At 31.4% G+C, this 20,521-nt stretch carries 15 protein-coding genes; 12 read left to right on the top strand and 3 right to left on the bottom strand.

The window, feature by feature from the left end; genetic code table 11:
• The 5 genes from HMPREF3265_RS08485 to sbcC all read left to right on the top strand — a co-directional run.
• Window positions 1–416: transketolase-like TK C-terminal-containing protein (locus tag HMPREF3265_RS08485; protein ID WP_305367092.1), on the top strand; the 416-nt coding region annotated here is incomplete at its 5' end.
• 220 nt (window positions 417–636) lie between these two features.
• Window positions 637–879 (top strand): YneF family protein, encoded by a 243-nt coding sequence (locus HMPREF3265_RS08480; protein WP_011275855.1) that lies wholly within the window; start codon window positions 637–639, stop codon window positions 877–879.
• A gap of 158 nt (window positions 880–1,037) precedes the next feature.
• On the top strand, window positions 1,038–1,505 hold the full coding sequence (locus HMPREF3265_RS08475; protein WP_070440147.1) for a CcdC family protein: 468 nt from the start codon (window positions 1,038–1,040) through the stop codon (window positions 1,503–1,505).
• Between the two features lie 364 nt (window positions 1,506–1,869).
• Complete coding sequence (sbcD, locus tag HMPREF3265_RS08470; RefSeq protein ID WP_070440149.1) at window positions 1,870–2,994, top strand: exonuclease subunit SbcD; 1,125 nt, start codon at window positions 1,870–1,872, stop codon at window positions 2,992–2,994.
• Between the two features lie 4 nt (window positions 2,995–2,998).
• Window positions 2,999–6,034: an exonuclease subunit SbcC gene (gene sbcC, locus HMPREF3265_RS08465; RefSeq protein ID WP_070861365.1), complete on the top strand. Its 3,036-nt coding sequence runs from the start codon at window positions 2,999–3,001 to the stop codon at window positions 6,032–6,034.
• A gap of 55 nt (window positions 6,035–6,089) precedes the next feature.
• Here sbcC and mscL read toward each other — a convergent pair whose 3' ends face one another.
• On the bottom strand, window positions 6,090–6,443 hold the full coding sequence (gene mscL, locus HMPREF3265_RS08460; protein ID WP_070440153.1) for a large conductance mechanosensitive channel protein MscL: 354 nt from the start codon (window positions 6,441–6,443) through the stop codon (window positions 6,090–6,092).
• Window positions 6,444–6,632: 189 nt separating this feature from the next.
• Between mscL and HMPREF3265_RS08455 the strand changes: the two genes are divergently transcribed.
• From HMPREF3265_RS08455 to menI, 3 genes are all read left to right on the top strand, one after another.
• Window positions 6,633–8,270: a BCCT family transporter gene (locus HMPREF3265_RS08455; RefSeq protein ID WP_070440155.1), complete on the top strand. Its 1,638-nt coding sequence runs from the start codon at window positions 6,633–6,635 to the stop codon at window positions 8,268–8,270.
• A gap of 295 nt (window positions 8,271–8,565) precedes the next feature.
• A complete protein-coding gene (acnA, locus tag HMPREF3265_RS08450; RefSeq protein ID WP_070580627.1) occupies window positions 8,566–11,271 on the top strand; it encodes an aconitate hydratase AcnA in 2,706 nt (901 codons plus the stop codon).
• Window positions 11,272–11,365: 94 nt separating this feature from the next.
• Entirely contained in the window at window positions 11,366–11,836 is a 471-nt protein-coding gene (gene menI / locus HMPREF3265_RS08445; protein ID WP_070861362.1) for a 1,4-dihydroxy-2-naphthoyl-CoA hydrolase MenI, read from the top strand.
• Between the two features lie 257 nt (window positions 11,837–12,093).
• On the opposite strand, the gene HMPREF3265_RS08440 is transcribed toward menI, so the two are convergent.
• Together HMPREF3265_RS08440 and plsY are read right to left on the bottom strand one after the other, a co-directional pair.
• Window positions 12,094–12,393: a HesB/YadR/YfhF family protein gene (locus tag HMPREF3265_RS08440; protein WP_011275847.1), complete on the bottom strand. Its 300-nt coding sequence runs from the start codon at window positions 12,391–12,393 to the stop codon at window positions 12,094–12,096.
• Window positions 12,394–12,562: 169 nt separating this feature from the next.
• Window positions 12,563–13,171: a glycerol-3-phosphate 1-O-acyltransferase PlsY gene (plsY, locus tag HMPREF3265_RS08435; RefSeq protein ID WP_070861360.1), complete on the bottom strand. Its 609-nt coding sequence runs from the start codon at window positions 13,169–13,171 to the stop codon at window positions 12,563–12,565.
• Between the two features lie 201 nt (window positions 13,172–13,372).
• On the opposite strand from plsY, the gene parE reads away from it, so the two are divergent.
• The 4 genes from parE to glcT all read left to right on the top strand — a co-directional run bounded on the left by parE (window position 13,373) and on the right by glcT (window position 20,459).
• Window positions 13,373–15,373: a DNA topoisomerase IV subunit B gene (gene parE / locus HMPREF3265_RS08430; protein WP_037558066.1), complete on the top strand. Its 2,001-nt coding sequence runs from the start codon at window positions 13,373–13,375 to the stop codon at window positions 15,371–15,373.
• Window positions 15,370–17,769, top strand: coding sequence for a DNA topoisomerase IV subunit A (gene parC / locus HMPREF3265_RS08425; protein ID WP_070485387.1), 2,400 nt, complete (start codon window positions 15,370–15,372; stop codon window positions 17,767–17,769). Before parE ends, parC begins: the two co-directional genes overlap by 4 nt.
• A gap of 216 nt (window positions 17,770–17,985) precedes the next feature.
• The gene (locus HMPREF3265_RS08420) at window positions 17,986–19,443 is read left to right on the top strand and encodes a glutamine transporter AlsT (RefSeq protein ID WP_037558069.1); all 1,458 of its coding nucleotides are present in this window, start codon (window positions 17,986–17,988) and stop codon (window positions 19,441–19,443) included.
• A 161-nt stretch (window positions 19,444–19,604) separates the two neighbouring features.
• Entirely contained in the window at window positions 19,605–20,459 is an 855-nt protein-coding gene (glcT, locus tag HMPREF3265_RS08415; RefSeq protein ID WP_070861358.1) for a glucose PTS transporter transcription antiterminator GlcT, read from the top strand.
• Window positions 20,460–20,521 lie beyond the last annotated feature (62 nt).

The raw sequence follows: 20,521 nt of genomic DNA, 5'->3' as shown, positions 1-20,521 counted from the left end.
TAGATGTAGATGAAGAGAAAGTTGAACAAGGTGTTCGTAAAGGTGCTTATGTGGTCTTCGAAACTGAAACTAAACCTGAGTATCTATTACTTGCTACTGGTTCAGAAGTTAGCTTAGCAATTGAAGCAGCTAAAGATTTAGATAAACAAGGTAAAGGTGTACGAGTAGTATCAATGCCTAACTGGTTTGCTTTTGAACAACAATCAGAAGAATATAAAGAGTCTGTAATTCCTAAAGAAATTACTAAACGTGTTGCAATTGAAATGGCATCTCCATTAGGTTGGCACAAATATGTAGGCACTGAAGGTAAAGTGATAGGTATTGACCAATTTGGTGCAAGTGCCCCTGGCGACTTAGTCGTAGAAAAATATGGTTTCACTAAAGAAAATGTATTAAATCAAATTCACACATTTTAATATTAGATAAGAAATTAGAGAACTGAGAAGGCTTTCATTGGAAAGTCTTCTTTAATTTGAATGAGCAATACAAAATAATTTTTAAGTTAACTAAAAATAAGTATTACATTCGTTTAAGTATTTGTTATGATAACAAATGGATGCAGAATTACTAACTAGCTCTTGAAAATAGAATAGTAATTTAGTAAAATTCAGTAGGATATAGAAAGTGGGTGAAACAATGGCAACATGGTTAGCAATTTTATTAATCATTGTAGCGCTTATCGGTGGACTAGTTGGTGGTTTCTTTTTAGCACGTAAATATATGATGGATTATTTGAAAAAAAACCCACCTATTAATGAAGAAATGTTACGAATGATGATGATGCAAATGGGTCAAAAACCATCGCAAAAGAAAATCAATCAAATGATGACAATGATGAATAAAAACATGGATCAAAACATGAAAAGTTCAAAAAAATAATTTTTAAATGGATTGTAGTACCTTTAAGGTTTACAATCCTTTATTTTTGTAGTAAAACAACTTTAGTATTATTAAAAAAGAAAAATATTTAATAATCTAAATAACTTACAATGAGTAATAAAGAGTAAGAGTTTATGAATATATAAGAAGGTGTAACGTTGGCGTATTTAATTTTTTCTATTGTATTTGCTTTATTTATGGGTATAGTAGTAATTTTTATTCGAATGAAAGCTCAAAACTTTCCTGTTAATGAAAAGAAAATTATATTACCACCATTTTTCATGGCTACAGGCGCATTGATGTATGTGATTCCGTACTTTAGATTGACTGGTACTGAAATTTTAGAGTCGATTATTCTAGGTGTCTTATTCTCATCTGTTCTTATATGGACAAGTCACTTTGAGGTACATGGTACTGAAATTTATATGAAGCGCTCAAAAGCATTTCCAATCATTTTAATTTCCTTATTAATTATACGCACTTTAATTAAAATATTTATCAGTAGTAAAATTGATCCTGGTGAAATTGGCGGCATGTTCTTCTTACTTGCGTTTAGCATGATTGTTCCTTGGAGATTAGCAATGTTATATAAATATAAAAAGTTGAAAAGGTCAACTGTCAAATAATTGAATAATGATTTAAAAAATGATGTATTTTAAATTACTTTGAAAATTTTAGTAGAGCCTGGGACATAAATTAATATCTCAGGCTATAATTACATATTGGAAGTAGTTGAATGAATTAAAAACATACTTGTAACAAGCTTTTTTAATTCGATTCAACCTTGCCGGGCTGAGCGGGGTCCCAACAAAGAGAATTTCCAAATAAGAAATTTTACAAGTAATGCAAGTTGGGGTTATTAATAGCTGCTCAATAACATAGGTGGGACAATGAATTTAAATTAATCATTTGTTCCATCTTTTTTAGTTTGAACAATAGTGTGATTCAAGATATAATATACACGAACAAATGTTCTAAAGGGAGGTCATTATGAAGGTTATTCACACTGCTGATTGGCATTTAGGTAAGATTTTAAATGGTAAGCAATTTTTAGAAGATCAACATTACATATTGAACAAATTTATTGATAATTTGAAGGAAGAGAAACCAGATGTTCTGGTTATTTCGGGTGATATATATGATACGTCTTATCCTAGTAAGGAGACCATTAGACTTTTTGAAGAAACGATTAAAACTATAAATGTAAATATGAAAATTCCTACAATTATAACCAATGGAAATCATGATGGTAGAGAAAGATTAAATTATGGGTCAACATGGTTTGAGTTTTCACAATTATATATTAGAACGCAACTAGAATTAATGTCTACACCTATAACTATTAATAATATTAACTTTTACACACTTCCTTTTGCCACTATTAGTGAAATTAAGGCTTACTTTAATGATGATGATATCAAGACATATGAGCAAGCAACTCAAAAGTGTATTAACCACATTTCGAAGATTATAGACCCTAATCAAATTAATATTTTAATTGGCCATTTAACCATAAAAGGTGGTAAAACATCAGAATCTGAAAGGCCACTTACAATTGGAACCGTTGAAAGTGTAGAAAGCGCTAACTTCCAAATTTTTGACAAAGTACTATTAGGACATCTTCATCATCCATTTAGTATTACAGATAATATTGTTGATTACAGTGGTTCGTTATTACAATACTCATTTTCTGAAGTGAACCAGGCCAAAGGATACAAAAAATTAATGATTAGTTCAAAAAATGACATAAATATTAAGTTTGTACAATTAAAACCTTTAAGAGAGTTAGAGCAAATTGAAGGTGACTACTCGTCTGTTATACAAGGTGACGTTCCTGTGAAAAATAAGGACAATTATTTTCACTTCAAACTTAAAAATATGTCTCATGTCACGGACCCTATCATCCACCTTAAACAGATATATCCAAATACACTTTCGCTTAGTAATATCACTTTTGAAAATCATAATAAATCAACGTACGCAGATTTTAAAACTACAGATGATCCTACAATAATTAAAAATTTCTACAAAACAATTACAGATGAAGATTTAACAAATTATCAAGAGAAGAAAATACATCAATTATTAAATCAAGTTATCAATAGGGAGGATTAAATAATTGAGACCAACTAAATTAATACTTAATAATTTTGGACCTTTCATACATGAAGTTATTGATTTTGAACAAATAAATAATGAACAGTTATTTTTAATTAGTGGAAAAACTGGTTCGGGAAAAACTATGTTATTTGATGGCATTGTTTATGCTCTATTTGGTAAGGCTTCTACAGAAGGTAGAAATGAGGGAGAATTACGAAGTCATTTTGCTGATGGTAAATCTCCGATGAGTGTAGAATATGAATTTAAAATTAAAGATAAAAAATTTAAAATATCTAGACAGGCTGGATTTATTAAAGAGGGGAATATTTCTTTAACACCTGGTAAACTTGATGTTTTTGAATTTGATGAAGAAAGTCAGCTTTACGAACTACGAGAGAGTAAAATCAGCTCTGGTAATGGTTTTATCAAAGATTTGTTAGGTATCAACGCTGAACAATTCAGACAATTATTCATATTACCTCAAGGAGAATTTAAGAAATTTTTAGTATCTAATAGTTCCGATAAGCAAAGTATTTTAAGAACATTATTCAATAGTATCCGTTTTGAAGAGATGCAAAATTTATTGTTAAATCAAGTTAAAGACGAGAAGAAGCAAATAGAATCACGTTATAGTCAGATTCAAATACTTTGGGAAGATATTGAAACATTTGAGAATGATGAATTAATTCAATTTAAATCTTTGAATAGTATGCAAACCAAAGACATTATTAATGCAATACCTCAGTTCGAACAAGTAGGTCAACACTTAAATGAAAAATATGAACAATTAAAATCTGAACATCATGATGCGCTTGAAGCTATTAAAAGAAAAATTGAAGAAAACAATAAATTAATAGAATCACTTAAAGAACTTGATCGAAATAAAAATAAGAAAGTTCAACTAGAAAAAAACAAAGTTAGTATTGAAAAATTAAAAGCTGAATTACGTAAAATTATGGAAATTAAACCTTTGAGTCAATTGTATAATCAAAGAAACGCAAAAGAACAAAAATATGAAAATACTAAGGTTAAGCTAAATTCTATTATTGAAGAGTTACATGAACTTAATGATAAATTAGAGAAATTTAAGAAAGAAAAAGAAATTTTAAATGAACAATCAGAAGATATTAACATTAAGTCTGTATATATTGATAAAACTAAACAGTTTTATACAAACATAAATAAGTATCGTGAAGCTTTTAACGAAATTAAACAAAATGAAACATACTTAAAAGAGAATAATCAAAAGCAAGAAGAAAATAAGAATTTAATTGATAAATTAAATAATGATATAGCTAAAATAAATGTAAATAACGAGAATGTTGACGAAATAACCCAGGAGATATTTCAATTAAAAAACACTTTTGATAAAAAAGTGACTTTGAGAGAAAACAAGAAAAAATACCAATCTTTATGTCAAAAATACAACAAAACAGAGAAAAGTATTAAAAAGACTAAAGAACAAATTTCAGATTTAAAACTTCAATTAGAAAATATAGACAAGTCAAATATTGATTTAAATGATAAACAAACATTTATTCAAGAAATTCAAAATGCACTTCATGTTGGAGATACATGTCCTATATGTGGTAATGAAATTGAGTCTTTCAATGAACATATTAATTTTGATGAAATTGCTAAGAATCAAAATTTAATAAAAGAAGTAAATAATCAGTTAAATAAAAAAATAAATGAGTTAACTAAACTTGAAACCAGTTCTGATTATATTAGTAATCAAATGAGTGAGTTAGAAATAAATGATGATGAAATTAGTGATATCGACGAAATAGAACAACAATTAAGAACTAAAAATAAGGAAAAAGAAAAACTACAAATTCAAATTAAGCAACGTGAAAAATTTAAAAGTGCACTAGATAAGCTTAAAGATATTAATCATAGCTTACAAATTAAGCATGAAAAACTTTTATCATTGAAGCATCAATTTGAAACACTAATAAAAGAATTTAAAAGCTACACTAATTATGATGAAACTAATAAATTTGAACAGTGCTTTAAGCAATATGAACAAATAGTAACTGATTATGTATCTAAGAACGAAGTATTAGAGAAAGAAATAAATCAAACAAAACAACAAATTGAAATCGAAACAAATAATCTAAACAATAATCAATTAGTTATTAAAGAACTTGAACAAGAAATTAGTGGTCATAGCGATGAAATTAATCAAGAAATGAAGCGAATTGGACTAAATTCATACAAAGATGTTGAAATTTTATTATCTAAGTTAGACAACAAAGAGCAAATTGAAATGAAAATTCAGCAATATGAGCATGATCATCAAAAACTTACTTTAGAGATTGAACGACTATCTCAACTTACAAAAGACAATAAACCTGAATCGGTTGAAAAATTGGAAGCTACAAAAACTGAAATTGAATCCAACTATAATAAGTACGTTGAAGCGAGTGCTACAATTCAATATCAAGTACAGAAAAATAAAGACAAATTTAATAGTATAATGGATTATATAAATTATTTAGAGAAAGAATTAAAAGAACAACAAGAAATCTTTGAATTATCAGAGGTACTATCAGGAAAAAATAATAAAAAATTGACGCTTGAAAACTATGTGCTTGTTTATTACTTAGAACGAATCATCCATCAAGCAAATATTCGTTTAGAACGTATGAGTGGGGAAAGATATCAGCTAAAAAGAAGAGAATCTATATCTCATGGTTATAGTGGTTTAGAAATTGAAGTGTTTGATTTTCATTCAAATAAATCTAGACATATTAGTTCATTATCAGGTGGTGAAACGTTCCAAGCATCTCTAGCTTTAGCACTAGGATTGAGTGAAGTGGTTCAACAAGAATCTGGTGGTATTACCCTTGAGTCGATGTTTATAGATGAAGGCTTTGGTACGTTAGATCAAGAAACATTAGAAACTGCTCTAGATACTTTGGTTAAATTAAAAACTTCAGGCAGGATGGTTGGTATCATATCTCACGTTAGTGAACTTAAACAACGCATTCCATTAATACTTGAGGTAACATCGAATCAATATCAAAGTCAAACTCGATTTAAGTGGAACTAAAAAAAGACCATATGGCAAAATTAATACAATATTGCCATACGGTCTTAAATTATGATTATTTAGCTCTTAACAAATCGCGGATTTCTGTTAATAAAACAGTATTTTCTTCGATTTCTTCTTCAGGCTCATCTTTCTTCACTAAAGTATTTGCGATTTTAACAAATATAAATAGTGCGATTGCTACAATTATAAAATCAATAATTGATTGGATAAATAGGCCATATTTAATTCCCCAGAATTCCCAATCTTTAGCAAAATCGACAGAACCGAAAATTTTACCAATTAATGGCATGATAATGTATGTAACTAATGATGTAACAATTTTATTGAATGCTGCACCCATAACTACAGCGATTGCTAAATCTAGCACGTTACCTTTAAGAGCAAACTCTTTAAATTCTTTAAACATAATTCAATACCCCTCACTTAAGAATAAAATATATTATACAACATATAAATATTTTAGTAAATGTTTAATTTAAAAGAAATTTGATATTGTATAAAGGCTTTGTTATCCTTTAATATATCGTCTTAAATTACTTCAATAGTTATTTCAAACTAATTTTTAAATTTAATATGGGAAAGGAGTAAGTAAATTATGAATTCTTCTTCTGAAGAAACAAAACAAAACAAGAAGTTTTCATCGGTTTTTATTTACAGTGCTATCGTAGTAGCCATTGTTGTATTAATCGGTGCATTTTTACCTGAGCAATTTGGTAAAATTACAGGCGACATCAGTAGTTGGATTACTGAAAAGCTTGGCTGGTATTACTTGATTTTGACTACTGTAATAGTGTTCTTTTGTATCTTTTTAATTTTTAGTCCAATCGGTAAACTTAAACTAGGTAAACCTAATGATAAACCTGAATTTAATACTGTTTCATGGTTTGCGATGTTATTTAGTGCCGGTATGGGAATAGGTTTAGTGTTCTACGGTGCAGCTGAACCTATGGCACATTTTGCCTCACCACCTAATGCTGATCCTAAAACTACTGAAGCATATACAGAAGCATTACGTTCTACATTTTTCCACTGGGGATTCCATGCTTGGGCTGTATATGGTGTAGTTGCATTAGCTTTAGCTTACGCTCAATTTAGAAAAAATGAACCAGGTTTAATTTCACGTACACTACGCCCTATTTTAGGTGACAAAGTGGAAGGACCTATAGGAACAATTATTGACGTTCTTTCAGTATTTGCGACTGTTGTAGGTGTAGCCGTTTCACTTGGTATGGGTGCGTTACAAATTAATGGTGGACTTCATTACTTATTTGGTGTTCCAAATAATGTATGGGTTCAATCTATTATAATTGGCGTAGTTACAATATTATTTATTGCTAGTGCATGGTCTGGTTTAAGTAAAGGCATTCAATATTTAAGTAACTTAAATATTGGTTTAGGTACTGTTTTAATGATTATTGCTTTAATTATTGGACCTACTGTACTTATTTTAAATATGTTTACTAGTTCAACTGGTAGCTTATTAAATACATTCTTATTCAACAGTTTTGACACTGCAGCTTTAAATGGTCAAAAACGTGAATGGATGTCTTCATGGACCCTTTATTATTGGGGTTGGTGGTTAAGTTGGAGTCCATTCGTAGGTGTATTTATTGCACGTGTGTCTAAAGGACGTTCAATTCGTGAATTTATCTCAGGTGTTTTACTAGTACCAGCAATCGTAAGTTTCTTATGGTTCAGTGTATTTGGTGTGTTAGGTATCGAAACAGGTAAAAAACACCCTGAATTATTTAAAATGACACCTGAAACTCAGTTGTTCGGTGTATTCCACCACGTTCCATTAGGAATGGCATTATCACTTATAGCATTAGTACTAATTGCTTCATTCTTTATCACATCTGCCGATTCAGCTACATTTGTGTTGGGTATGCAAACAACATTTGGTTCTCTTGAACCTTCTAGAGCTGTAAAAGTAACATGGGGTGTTTCTCAATCATTAATCGCATTCATCTTATTACTAGCAGGTGGCGGAAACGGTGCTGACGCATTAAATGCTATTCAAAGTGCGGCAATTATAAGTGCGTTCCCATTCTCCTTTGTAGTTATAATGATGATGATTAGTTTCTATAAAGATGCAAACCAAGAACGTAAATTCTTGGGATTAACACTTCAACCAAACAAACATAGACTTCAAGATTATGTTAAATATCAACAACAAGATTATGAATCTGATATTTTAGAAAAGCGTGAATCAAGAAGAAACGCTGAAAAATAATATGAAGTCATCATAATAACATTATTGCCCTTAAGTGCTTTTATAAGTACTTAAGGGTTTTTTATGAATTTTAAAGAGACCATATTATATATTAATGAAAATCATTCTCAATTAATAATATTTACTTATAGTGGTAAGTGCATATGATAAGAATAACTTATATATACTGATTATAAATGCGAAAGCTAAATCACGTGAAATGTAGGTATATACAGTTGTTTTGAAAAACATATAATTATACAATTTATTTAAAGGCATATAAATATGAATTTTAATATTCAAGGGGGATATATAAATGACTTCTAACATTAAGCAACAAGCTAAAAAGACATTTGAAGCAAATGGCCAGTCATATACGTACTATGATTTAAAAAGTTTAGAAGAACAAGGTTTAACAAAAATAAGTAAATTACCTTACTCAATTCGTGTTTTATTAGAATCAGTATTAAGACAAGAAGATGAATTTGTCATTACTGATGAACATATTAAAGCGTTGGGTAACTTTGGCAATGAAGGAAATGAAGGTGAAGTACCTTTCAAACCATCTCGTGTTATTCTGCAAGACTTCACAGGTGTTCCTGCAGTTGTTGATTTAGCATCATTACGTAAAGCAATGAACGATGTTGGTGGGGATATTAATAAAATCAACCCAGAAGTGCCAGTTGACTTAGTCATTGACCACTCTGTTCAAGTTGATAGCTATGCTAATCCAGATGCATTAGAAAGAAATATGAAATTAGAATTCGAACGTAATTATGAGCGTTATCAATTTTTAAATTGGGCGACTAAAGCATTTGATAACTATAATGCTGTTCCCCCTGCAACTGGTATTGTTCACCAAGTAAACTTAGAATATCTTGCAAATGTTGTACACGTTCGCGATGTTGATGGAGAACAGACGGCATTTCCTGACACACTTGTAGGAACTGACTCTCATACTACAATGATCAATGGTATTGGTGTACTAGGTTGGGGTGTTGGTGGTATTGAAGCTGAAGCGGGTATGCTAGGACAACCTTCTTACTTCCCAATCCCTGAAGTAATTGGTGTTCGATTAACTAATTCATTACCACAAGGTTCAACAGCTACTGATTTAGCATTACGTGTGACTCAAGAACTACGTAAAAAAGGTGTAGTTGGCAAATTTGTTGAATTCTTCGGTCCTGGTGTAACTGACTTACCATTAGCAGATCGTGCAACAATCGCTAACATGGCGCCCGAATATGGTGCAACTTGTGGTTTCTTCCCAGTTGATGAAGAATCTCTTAAATATATGAGATTAACTGGACGTAAAGAAGAGCATGTTGAATTAGTTAAAGCTTATTTAGAACAAAATAATATGTTCTTCACTGTAGATAAAGAAGACCCTGAATATACGGATGTCATCGACTTAGATTTATCTACTGTTGAAGCTTCATTATCAGGTCCAAAACGTCCACAAGATTTAATTTTCTTAAGTGATATGAAGAAAGAATTTGAAAAATCTGTTACAGCACCTGCTGGTAACCAAGGACATGGACTAGATAAAAGTGAATTTGATAAAAAAGCAAATATTAATTTTGCTGATGGTTCAACTGCAACAATGAAAACAGGTGATATTGCTATCGCAGCAATCACATCATGTACAAATACATCTAACCCATATGTTATGTTAGGTGCAGGATTAGTTGCTAAAAAAGCCGTTGAAAAAGGTCTTAAAGTTCCTGAATTTGTTAAAACTTCATTAGCACCAGGTTCAAAAGTTGTAACTGGATACTTAAGAGATTCAGGTCTTCAAGAATATTTAGATGACTTAGGATTTAACTTAGTTGGTTACGGCTGTACAACATGTATTGGTAACTCTGGTCCATTATTACCTGAAATCGAAAAAGCAGTGGCTGAAAAAGATTTACTAGTTACATCAGTATTATCTGGTAACCGTAACTTTGAAGGTCGTATCCATCCATTAGTTAAAGCAAACTATTTAGCCTCTCCTCAATTAGTAGTAGCTTATGCATTAGCTGGTACAGTTGATATTGATTTACAAAATGAGCCAATTGGAAAAGGTAAAGACGGTCAAAATGTTTACTTAAACGATATCTGGCCAACAATTCAAGAGGTTGCAGATACTGTAGATAGTGTTGTAACACCTGAACTATTCCTAGAAGAATATAAAAACGTGTATAATAACAATGAAATGTGGAATGAAATAGATGTAACAGATGCACCATTATATGACTTTGATCCTAATTCAACATATATCCAAAATCCATCATTCTTCCAAGGTTTATCAAAAGAGCCTGGTACAATTGAACCACTTAAAGATTTAAGAGTTATGGGTAAATTTGGCGATTCTGTTACGACTGACCATATTTCTCCAGCCGGTGCAATCGGTAAAGACACACCAGCTGGTAAATATTTATTAGATCATGATGTATCTATTAGAAACTTTAACTCTTACGGTTCTCGACGTGGTAACCATGAAGTAATGGTAAGAGGTACATTTGCTAATATTCGTATTAAAAACCAATTAGCGCCAGGTACTGAAGGTGGATTCACTACTTACTGGCCTACAGATGAAGTAATGCCTATATATGATGCAGCGATGAAATATAAAGAAGACGGTACTGGTTTAGCTGTTTTAGCAGGAAACGACTACGGTATGGGTTCTTCTCGTGACTGGGCTGCAAAAGGTACAAACTTATTAGGTGTGAAAACTGTTATCGCTCAAAGCTATGAACGTATTCACCGTTCTAACTTAGTTATGATGGGTGTTTTACCATTACAATTTAAAGATGGTGAATCAGCAGAATCATTAGGATTAGATGGAAAAGAAGCTATCTCTGTTGATATTGACGAAACAGTAAGTCCACGTGATACTGTGAAAGTACATGCTAAAAAAGAAAATGGTGAAGTCGTTGATTTTGAAGCAATTGTACGATTTGATTCACTAGTTGAATTAGATTACTATCGTCATGGTGGTATTTTACAAATGGTTCTAAGAAATAAATTAGCGCAATAATATATGAACTTTAAAGCCATGCTGACTTTATGTTGGCATGGCTTTTTTATGTTAATATGAAATATGAATGATTTTGGAAAAGAGGTACTTAAGAATGATATACAGTATGACTGAAATTGAAGCTAGATATCAAGAAACAGATAAAATGGGTGTGATTTATCATGGTAATTATGCAACATGGTTTGAGGTTGCACGAACAGATTATATCCGAAAGTTGGGTTTTAGTTATGCAGATATGGAAAAAGAGGGCGTCATTTCTCCAGTTGTAGACCTTCAAATAAAATATAGAAAATCAATTTTTTATCCTGAAAAAGTGACAATCAAAACATGGGTTGAGCAATATTCAAGACTTAAATCAGTTTATTGTTATGAAGTATATAATGAGAATGGAGAACTTGCCACAACTGGTTCAACTCAATTAATTTGTATGAAATCAAGTAATTTTCAACCAATTAGATTAGACCGTTACTTCCCAGAATGGCATAAGGTTTATAGTCATGTAGATAAATTAAATCAAGATGGAAAAGATTTTGAAGTGACACAATCAAGCGACCTTGAAATATAGATGATATACAAGACTTAGGGAGAGGAATGTATTCACTTAACCCCAGCTTGCTTTGCTTGAAGAATTTCAGAACGAAATTCTCTATGCGGGGGCCGACTATCATTTACCTTACCTTTAAAATTTTTATTGTAATTTCATGCGTTTAGATTTATCACTAATATGTATTAAAAAAACTGAGAAATGCTACATGGGAGCGTCTTCTCAGTTATTTTATCTTAATATATTTATGTTTAGTTAAATTCAACGGTTTTTATGACTTACTTCAATTTAGAATAGGCAATTTCATCATCATGATCTACTTTTTCAACGAGGACTTCATTGTCCTCAAAATACCATAGATCTTCTTCTGAAACGACTAATATCAAATCATTATAATTTTCTTCGTAACCAATTTCTACATCTTCTCTTGGTTCAACGCGAAAGGCAGGACTGAAACCTTGTTTAAGTTGAAATTCACCACCATAGCGAACGTAAAACTGTAAAACTTTGTTATTTTCAGGTAAGTCTAGTTCATCTTTAAACCATTCTACAGCTTGATCTGTTAGTTTAATTTTCATTACATTATCCTCCTACCTTATTTATCTATTACTTGGATTTTATTTTTTAAATGGAACTCTTAGAATTATAACATATTCATATTTTGAGATAATCCATAAGGTTTCAATGAAGATATAAAAAAGCATTAAGCGAATTGATACGCTTAATGCATTATTATCGGTATTAGATTTACATCCATTTTATTTTTGGTTCTTCGCCTTTAAAAATTCTTACAATATTGGTGCGATGTCTTACTATTAAAATTATGGAAACGAGTAAGCTCATCCCAAATAATATGTAATCTTGTATGATGAGAGAGCCAATAACGCAACAAATTGCTGCAATAATACTTGAGAGTGAAACATATTTAAATATATATAATACTCCAAAGAATATAATTGCCAATATAAGTAGTAAGATAGGATTTACGCCTAAGACAACACCAGCACTTGTAGCTACAGCTTTTCCACCCTTAAATCTAAGATATATTGGATATACATGGCCAAGTATTGCGAATAAACCTACAATTAACCCATGTGTGAAGAACGTGCTAAGCGGTCCATCTGTATGCACTGGAAACCAAATAGGAAAGAACACAGTAATAAATCCTTTAAATATATCTAAAAAGGTTACAATAAATCCTGCTGGTTTACCTAGAACTCGGAAACTATTAGTTGCGCCAGTATTACCACTGCCATATTGTCTAATATCTTTTTTGAAAAACAGCTTTCCTATAACATATCCATTAGGAATAGCACCGATGAGATAGCTTAATATGAGCATGACTACTATCATCATATAACTTTACACATCCTTTAATAACGTAGCTATATTTTACCATAATCTAATAGATAACAACGACCAATTTTAAAAATTTGTTCTTAACAGGAACTTTAAATAGATTAGTTTTAACTCACGCTTGCAATTTAGACCGATTTATATAAGAATAACTATTGTATAGTTTTTAAAACGAACGTACGTTTGTAGGAGGCGAACGCATTGGCAACAAAAAATTCAAATCATTACTCAGATGATTCTATTCAAGTATTAGAGGGATTGGAAGCTGTAAGAAAGCGTCCAGGTATGTATATAGGATCTACTGATAAACGAGGACTACATCATTTAGTGTATGAAGTAGTAGATAACTCCGTAGATGAAGTTTTAAACGGATATGGTAACGAAATAAATGTAACAATAAACCAAGATAATAGTATTTCTATTGAAGATAATGGTCGTGGTATGCCTTCAGGAATGCATGCATCAGGTAAACCTACTGTTGAAGTTATTTTCACTGTATTGCACGCCGGTGGTAAATTCGGCCAAGGCGGATATAAAACATCAGGTGGATTGCATGGGGTTGGTGCATCTGTAGTTAACGCATTAAGCGAATGGTTAGAAGTAGAAATACATAGAGACGGGAATATTTACAAGCAAAGCTTTAAAAATGGTGGAGTGCCAGCATCTGGATTAGTTAAATCAGGTAAAACAAAAAAAACGGGAACTAAAGTTACATTTAAACCAGATCCCGAAATATTTAAAGCTACAACTACATTTAATTTTGAAACCTTAAGTGAGAGGTTACAAGAATCTGCCTTCCTATTAAAGAATCTTAAAATAACATTGAAAGATTTACGTAGTGGCAAAGAACGTGAAGATGTTTATCATTATGAAGAGGGGATTAAAGAGTTTGTCAGTTATGTAAATGAAGGCAAAGAGGTTCTTCACGATGTAACTATGTTTACAGGTGCTTCAAATGGTATAGAAGTAGATGTCGCTTTTCAATATAATGATCAATATTCAGAGAGTATATTAAGCTTCGTAAATAACGTGCGTACCAAAGATGGCGGAACACATGAAGTAGGATTTAAAACTGCAATGACACGTGTGTTCAACGATTACGCAAGAAGAATCAATGAATTAAAAGAAAAAGACAAGAATTTAGACGGTAATGATATTCGTGAAGGTTTAACTGCAGTTATATCAGTTCGCATACCTGAAGAATTGTTACAATTTGAAGGGCAAACTAAATCTAAATTGGGTACTTCAGAAGCTCGTAGTGCTGTTGATTCAGTAGTTTCTGATAAATTGCCATATTATTTAGAAGAAAAAGGTCAACTTTCTAAATCTCTAGTGAAGAAAGCAATTAAAGCACAACAAGCTAGGGAAGCTGCGCGTAAAGCACGTGAAGATGCACGTTCAGGTAAGAAGAATAAACGTAAAGACACTTTATTATCAGGAAAGTTAACACCTGCTCAAAGTAAAAATACTGAGAAAAATGAATTATATTTAGTCGAAGGTGACTCAGCAGGTGGTTCAGCTAAACTTGGAAGAGATAGAAAATTCCAAGCGATTTTACCTTTAAGAGGTAAAGTTATTAATACTGAAAAAGCAAGACTTGAAGATATTTTTAAAAATGAAGAAATTAATACTATCATTCATACAATTGGTGCTGGTGTTGGAAACGACTTTAAAATAGAAGACAGTAATTATAATAGAATTATTATCATGACTGATGCCGACACAGATGGTGCACATATTCAAGTATTATTATTAACCTTCTTCTTTAAGTACATGAAACCGCTTGTACAAGCTGGAAGAGTATTTATCGCATTGCCGCCACTATATAAACTGGAAAAAGGAAAAGGTAAATCTAAGCAAGTTGAATACGCATGGACTGATGATGAACTTGAAAAACTTCAGAAGAAATTAGGAAAAGGATTTATGTTGCAACGTTATAAAGGTCTAGGTGAAATGAACCCTGAACAGTTATGGGAAACAACTATGAATCCTGAAACTAGAACATTAATTCGTGTTCAAATTGAAGATGAAATGCGTTCGTCTAAACGAGTTACAACTTTAATGGGTGATAAAGTTGCGCCACGTCGTGAATGGATTGAAAGTCACGTTGAATTTGGCATGCAAGAAGATCAAAGTATATTAGATAATACTGAAGTACAAGTACTAGAAACTGAAGAATATACTGAGGAGGAAACAAATTGAGTGAGATAATTCAAGATTTATCACTTGAAGATGTGATAGGTGATCGTTTTGGAAGATATAGTAAATATATTATTCAAGAACGTGCATTACCGGATGTTCGTGATGGCTTGAAGCCAGTACAACGAAGAATTCTTTTCGCAATGCATAGTAGTGGGAATACGTATGATAAGAATTTCCGTAAGAGTGCGAAGACAGTCGGAGACGTTATTGGTCAGTATCATCCTCATGGCGACTTATCAGTATATGATGCAATGGTGCGCTTAAGTCAAGATTGGAAATTACGTCATGTTTTAATTGAAATGCATGGTAATAACGGTAGTATCGATAATGATCCTCCTGCAGCAATGCGTTATACTGAAGCGAAGTTAAGCCAATTATCGGAAGAACTTGTCAGAGATATTAATAAGGAAACTGTTGCATTTGTTCCAAACTATGATGATACAGCTTTAGAACCAATGGTTTTACCAGCAAGGTTTCCTAATTTATTAGTTAATGGTTCAACAGGGATTTCTTCAGGTTATGCGACTGACATCCCACCGCATAATTTAGCAGAGGTAATTCAATCAACATTGAAATACATCGATAATCCTGATATTACTGTTACTCAACTAATGAAATATATAAAAGGTCCAGATTTCCCTACTGGCGGTATTATTCAAGGTGTGGATGGCATTAAGAAAGCTTATGAGACTGGTAAAGGTAAAATTGTTGTACGTTCTAAAGTGGATGAAGAAACCCTTCGTAATGGTCGTCAACAACTTATCGTTACTGAGATTCCTTACGAAGTGAATAAAAGTTCACTAGTCAAAAGAATCGATGAGTTAAGAGCAGATAAAAAAGTAGATGGTATTATCGAAGTCCGTGATGAAACTGATCGCACTGGATTACGAATAGCGATCGAACTGAAAAAGGATGTAAATGCAGAAGCTATAAAAAACTATTTATTCAAAAACTCTGATTTACAAATTACTTATAACTTTAATATGGTTGCAATTAGTGACGGTCGTCCAAAACTAATGGGTATTCGCCAAATTATTGATAGTTACTTAAATCATCAAATTGAAGTTGTGGCAAATCGTACGAAATATGATTTAGATCACGCCGAAAAACGCATGCATATTGTGGAAGGTTTAATGAAAGCACTATCAATATTGGATGAGGTTATCACGTTAATTCGTAACTCTAAAAATAAAAAAGATGCTAAAGACAATTTAGTTGCTGAATTTGAATTTACGGAAGCTCAAGCAGAGGCTATTGTCATGCTTCAACTTTATCGTTTAACTAATACAGATATCGTTGCATTGGAAAATGAACATAATGAGTTAGCTAAATTGATTAAAGAATATCGTCATATACTTGATAATCATGATGCATTGTTACAAGTAATTAAAAGTGAATTGACTGATATTAGAAAACGATTTAAATCTGAGCGTTTATCATCAATTGAAGCGGAAATCGCAGAAATTAAAATTGATAAAGAAGTTATGGTTCCAAGTGAAGATGTTGTTTTAAGTATTACACGTCAAGGATATATTAAACGGACATCTACACGTAGTTTCAATGCCAGTGGTGTCACTGAAATAGGGCTTAAAGATGGAGACAGTTTACTCAAATATCAAACAGTTAACACGCAAGATACGGTACTTGTTTTTACAAACAAAGGAAGGTATATATTCATTCCGGTTCATAAATTAGCAGATATCAGATGGAAAGAACTTGGACAGCATGTATCTCAAATTGTTCCCTTAGATGATTATGAAACTGTAGTTGATGTTTACAATGAACAAAGTTTTAAAGATGACGCATTTTATGTACTAGCGACTCGAAATGGAATGATTAAAAAAAGTAACGTTAGCTTATTTAAAACGACTCGTTACAATAAACCATTAGTTGCTATGAAAGTTAAAGATAATGATGAATTAATAAACGTCATTCGATTAAATGAAGATCAACTCATCAATGTATTAACACATAAAGGTATGTCATTAACGTATTCAAGTGAAGAACTATCTGATACGGGATTACGAGCAGCTGGGGTGAAATCTATCAACTTAAAAGATGAAGATTTTGTCGTTATGACGGATGTTGTAGATAATGACAGCTCAATTATAATGGCTACTCAAAGAGGTGCTGTAAAACGAATTAGCTATAAGATTTTACAACAAGCTAAAAGAGCACAAAGAGGTATTACATTACTTAAAGAGTTGAAGAAAAATCCACATCGTGTTGTTGCAGGTTATGTTGTTAAAGATGAAAGTATGTATACTTTATATTCTGAAAGTCACTCTGAAGAAGGACAAATCACTGATATTCATTTATCTGAACAATACACAAATGGGTCATTTGTTGTTGATGTTAAAGAGTTTGGAGACGTCTTAAATATGACAATCGACTAATGGATTATAAAAATTATATTTTCAATTTTAAAAGAAAATGATAAAATTGAACTTGTTATTTTAACCAATTTTAATCTCTCAAGAGATTTATATTGATATTGTATAACACTCAAACGTAATATGTACTAGTATTATTTTATTGGGTTTATTCAATACAGTATAAATCTCTTGTAGTATATCTTTGGATATTAATTTATTGTAGATGAGAGGGATTTAATGAGTGATTTTGATAATTTAATACCTGGATGGTTTAAAACAATTGTTCAGGTAGGTAATGATTTAATTTGGTCTCAATATTTAATTGGATTGCTATTAACTGTAGGGTTCTTCTTTACTATTAGTTCTAAATTCGTGCAATTACGTATGTTGCCGGAAATGTTTAGAGCTTTAACTGAAAAACCTGAAACATTGAATAGTGGTGAAAAAGGTATATCGCCATTCCAAGCATTTGCAATTAGTGCTGGTTCACGTGTAGGTACTGGTAATATTGCAGGTGTAGCTACGGCAATTGTACTAGGTGGTCCTGGTGCAGTATTTTGGATGTGGGTAATTGCTTTTATCGGTGCTGCAAGTGCATTTATGGAGGCAACTTTAGCTCAAATTTATAAAGTTCATGACAAAGAAGGTGGATTCCGAGGGGGTCCCGCATATTACATAACTAAAGGTTTGAACCAAAAATGGTTAGGTATCTTATTCTCAATATTAATTACAATAACATTTGCGTTTGTATTTAATACTGTTCAATCTAATACGATTGCTGAATCATTAAATACTCAGTACAACGTAAGTCCAGTTGTAACAGGAATTATTTTAGCTGTTATTACTGCAGCAATTATCTTTGGTGGTGTCCGCAGTATCGCGACATTATCTTCATTGATTGTTCCAACCATGGCTATTATTTATATCGGTATGGTTTTAGTTATCTTATTATTAAATATCGATCAAATTGTTCCGATGATTGGCACAATCATTAAGAGTGCATTTGGTTTCGAGCAAGTTACAGGAGGCGCTGTAGGTGCAGCGATACTTCAAGGTATTAAACGTGGTCTATTCTCTAACGAGGCTGGTATGGGTTCTGCGCCGAACGCAGCAGCAACAGCGTCAGTGCCACATCCAGTTAAACAAGGTTTAATTCAATCACTTGGTGTATTTTTCGATACAATGTTAGTTTGTACAGCCACAGCGATTATGATTCTTTTATATTCAGGATTAAAATTTGGAGAAAATGCACCTCAAGGTGTTCAAGTTACACAATCAGCATTAAATGAACATTTAGGTTCAGCTGGAGGTATCTTCTTAACAATCGCAATTACGCTATTTGCATTTTCTTCTGTTGTTGGTAACTATTATTATGGTCAATCAAACATAGAGTTCTTATCTAAAAACAAAGTAGTTATGTTTATTTTTAGATGCTTAGTTGTCTTATTAGTATTTGTTGGATCAGTAGTAAAAACTGAAACTGTATGGAGTACTGCCGATTTATTCATGGGATTAATGGCAATTGTTAACTTGATTTCTATAATTGGTCTTTCAAATATAGCGATAGCTGTAATGAAAGATTACCAAAAACAACGTAAAGCTGGTATGAAACCTGTGTTTAAACCAGAGAATCTTGAAATTAACTTATTTGGTATTGAAACTTGGGGTAGAGAAAATCAACTACCTAAAAAATAATCACTTAAGTGATTGATTAAAATAGAATTTATTCATACTCCTTTCAATGTGTTGAAACTTTCATTCAAAACTTTGAAAGGAGTTTTTACATTAAGTTAGAAATCTTTTCATTTTTAATAAATAGATTTATAATTTATATATTACAGAGAAAGGTGATTATGATGAGTGAGTATACCATTTCTAAAGCTTTAAATAATAACGTCATCATATGCACTTATAATAATCAAGAGGTCATTCTCGTTGGAAAAGGTATTGGCTTTAATAAAAAGGCTAGAATGACCTTAGATGAAAGTGCTTCAATAGAAAAGGTTTATAAATTAGAGCAAAAACAACAGCAAGAATATTACAAATCTTTAGTTGAAATTGCCGATGAAGATGTTCTACAAGCGATTATTGAAGCAGTCAATTTTATTACAAGTACAACTCATACTACAGATGATAAAAACCTTGTTGTTGCATTGACTGATCATATTATATTTGCATATAAAAGATTAAAACAAAATCAAATTATTAGTAATCCATTTGTTATCGAAACCAAACATTTATATAGTGGTGCGTATGCTATTGCAAGTCAAGTTATTGATAAATTGAATCAACGACTAGATGTTAAGTTCCCAGCTGATGAAATTGGATTTATTGCATTACACATTGCTTCAAACACAGAGGATTTAACGATACATGAGATGTCTTTGATTAATAAATTGATTAGTAAAAGTATACTTATTATTGAAAATGATTTAAATCATGAAATCGATAATCATACGGTTCAATATCAACGTTTTATAAGACATATTCAATTTTTAATTCGACGACTTAATAAAAAAGAATACATATATGCTCAAGATTTTTTTATAGATATGGTTAAAAATCATTATCCAAATGCATATAATACTGCTTTTAAAATCTCAAAAATGATTCAAAAGCACTTGAATATTCCTATCGATGATTCCGAAATTGTGTATCTTGCATTACATATTTATCATTTTGAAACTCAAATAAGTTCATCGCATAACTAAGGAACACTTAGTTATTTTTTGTGTTATGATGTAAAATAGCTTTAGTTTTAATAGTTAGTTAA

It is taken from the genome of Staphylococcus sp. HMSC62B09 (genome assembly GCF_001839115.1).
GTDB classification, from domain to species: Bacteria; Bacillota; Bacilli; order Staphylococcales; family Staphylococcaceae; genus Staphylococcus; species Staphylococcus haemolyticus.
Note: the sequence above shows the minus strand (reverse complement) of the source record. Positions and strands in the feature narration are given on the sequence as shown.

Coding starts and splice junctions, on each gene's coding strand:
- HMPREF3265_RS08480 (WP_011275855.1), top strand. CDS start 637: ATGGCAACATGGTTAGCAATTTTATTAATCATTGTAGCGCTTATCGGT.
- sbcD (WP_070440149.1), top strand. CDS start 1,870: ATGAAGGTTATTCACACTGCTGATTGGCATTTAGGTAAGATTTTAAAT.
- mscL (WP_070440153.1), bottom strand. CDS start 6,443: ATGTTTAAAGAATTTAAAGAGTTTGCTCTTAAAGGTAACGTGCTAGAT.
- HMPREF3265_RS08455 (WP_070440155.1), top strand. CDS start 6,633: ATGAATTCTTCTTCTGAAGAAACAAAACAAAACAAGAAGTTTTCATCG.
- acnA (WP_070580627.1), top strand. CDS start 8,566: ATGACTTCTAACATTAAGCAACAAGCTAAAAAGACATTTGAAGCAAAT.
- menI (WP_070861362.1), top strand. CDS start 11,366: ATGATATACAGTATGACTGAAATTGAAGCTAGATATCAAGAAACAGAT.
- HMPREF3265_RS08440 (WP_011275847.1), bottom strand. CDS start 12,393: ATGAAAATTAAACTAACAGATCAAGCTGTAGAATGGTTTAAAGATGAA.
- plsY (WP_070861360.1), bottom strand. CDS start 13,171: ATGATGATAGTAGTCATGCTCATATTAAGCTATCTCATCGGTGCTATT.
- HMPREF3265_RS08420 (WP_037558069.1), top strand. CDS start 17,986: ATGAGTGATTTTGATAATTTAATACCTGGATGGTTTAAAACAATTGTT.
- glcT (WP_070861358.1), top strand. CDS start 19,605: ATGAGTGAGTATACCATTTCTAAAGCTTTAAATAATAACGTCATCATA.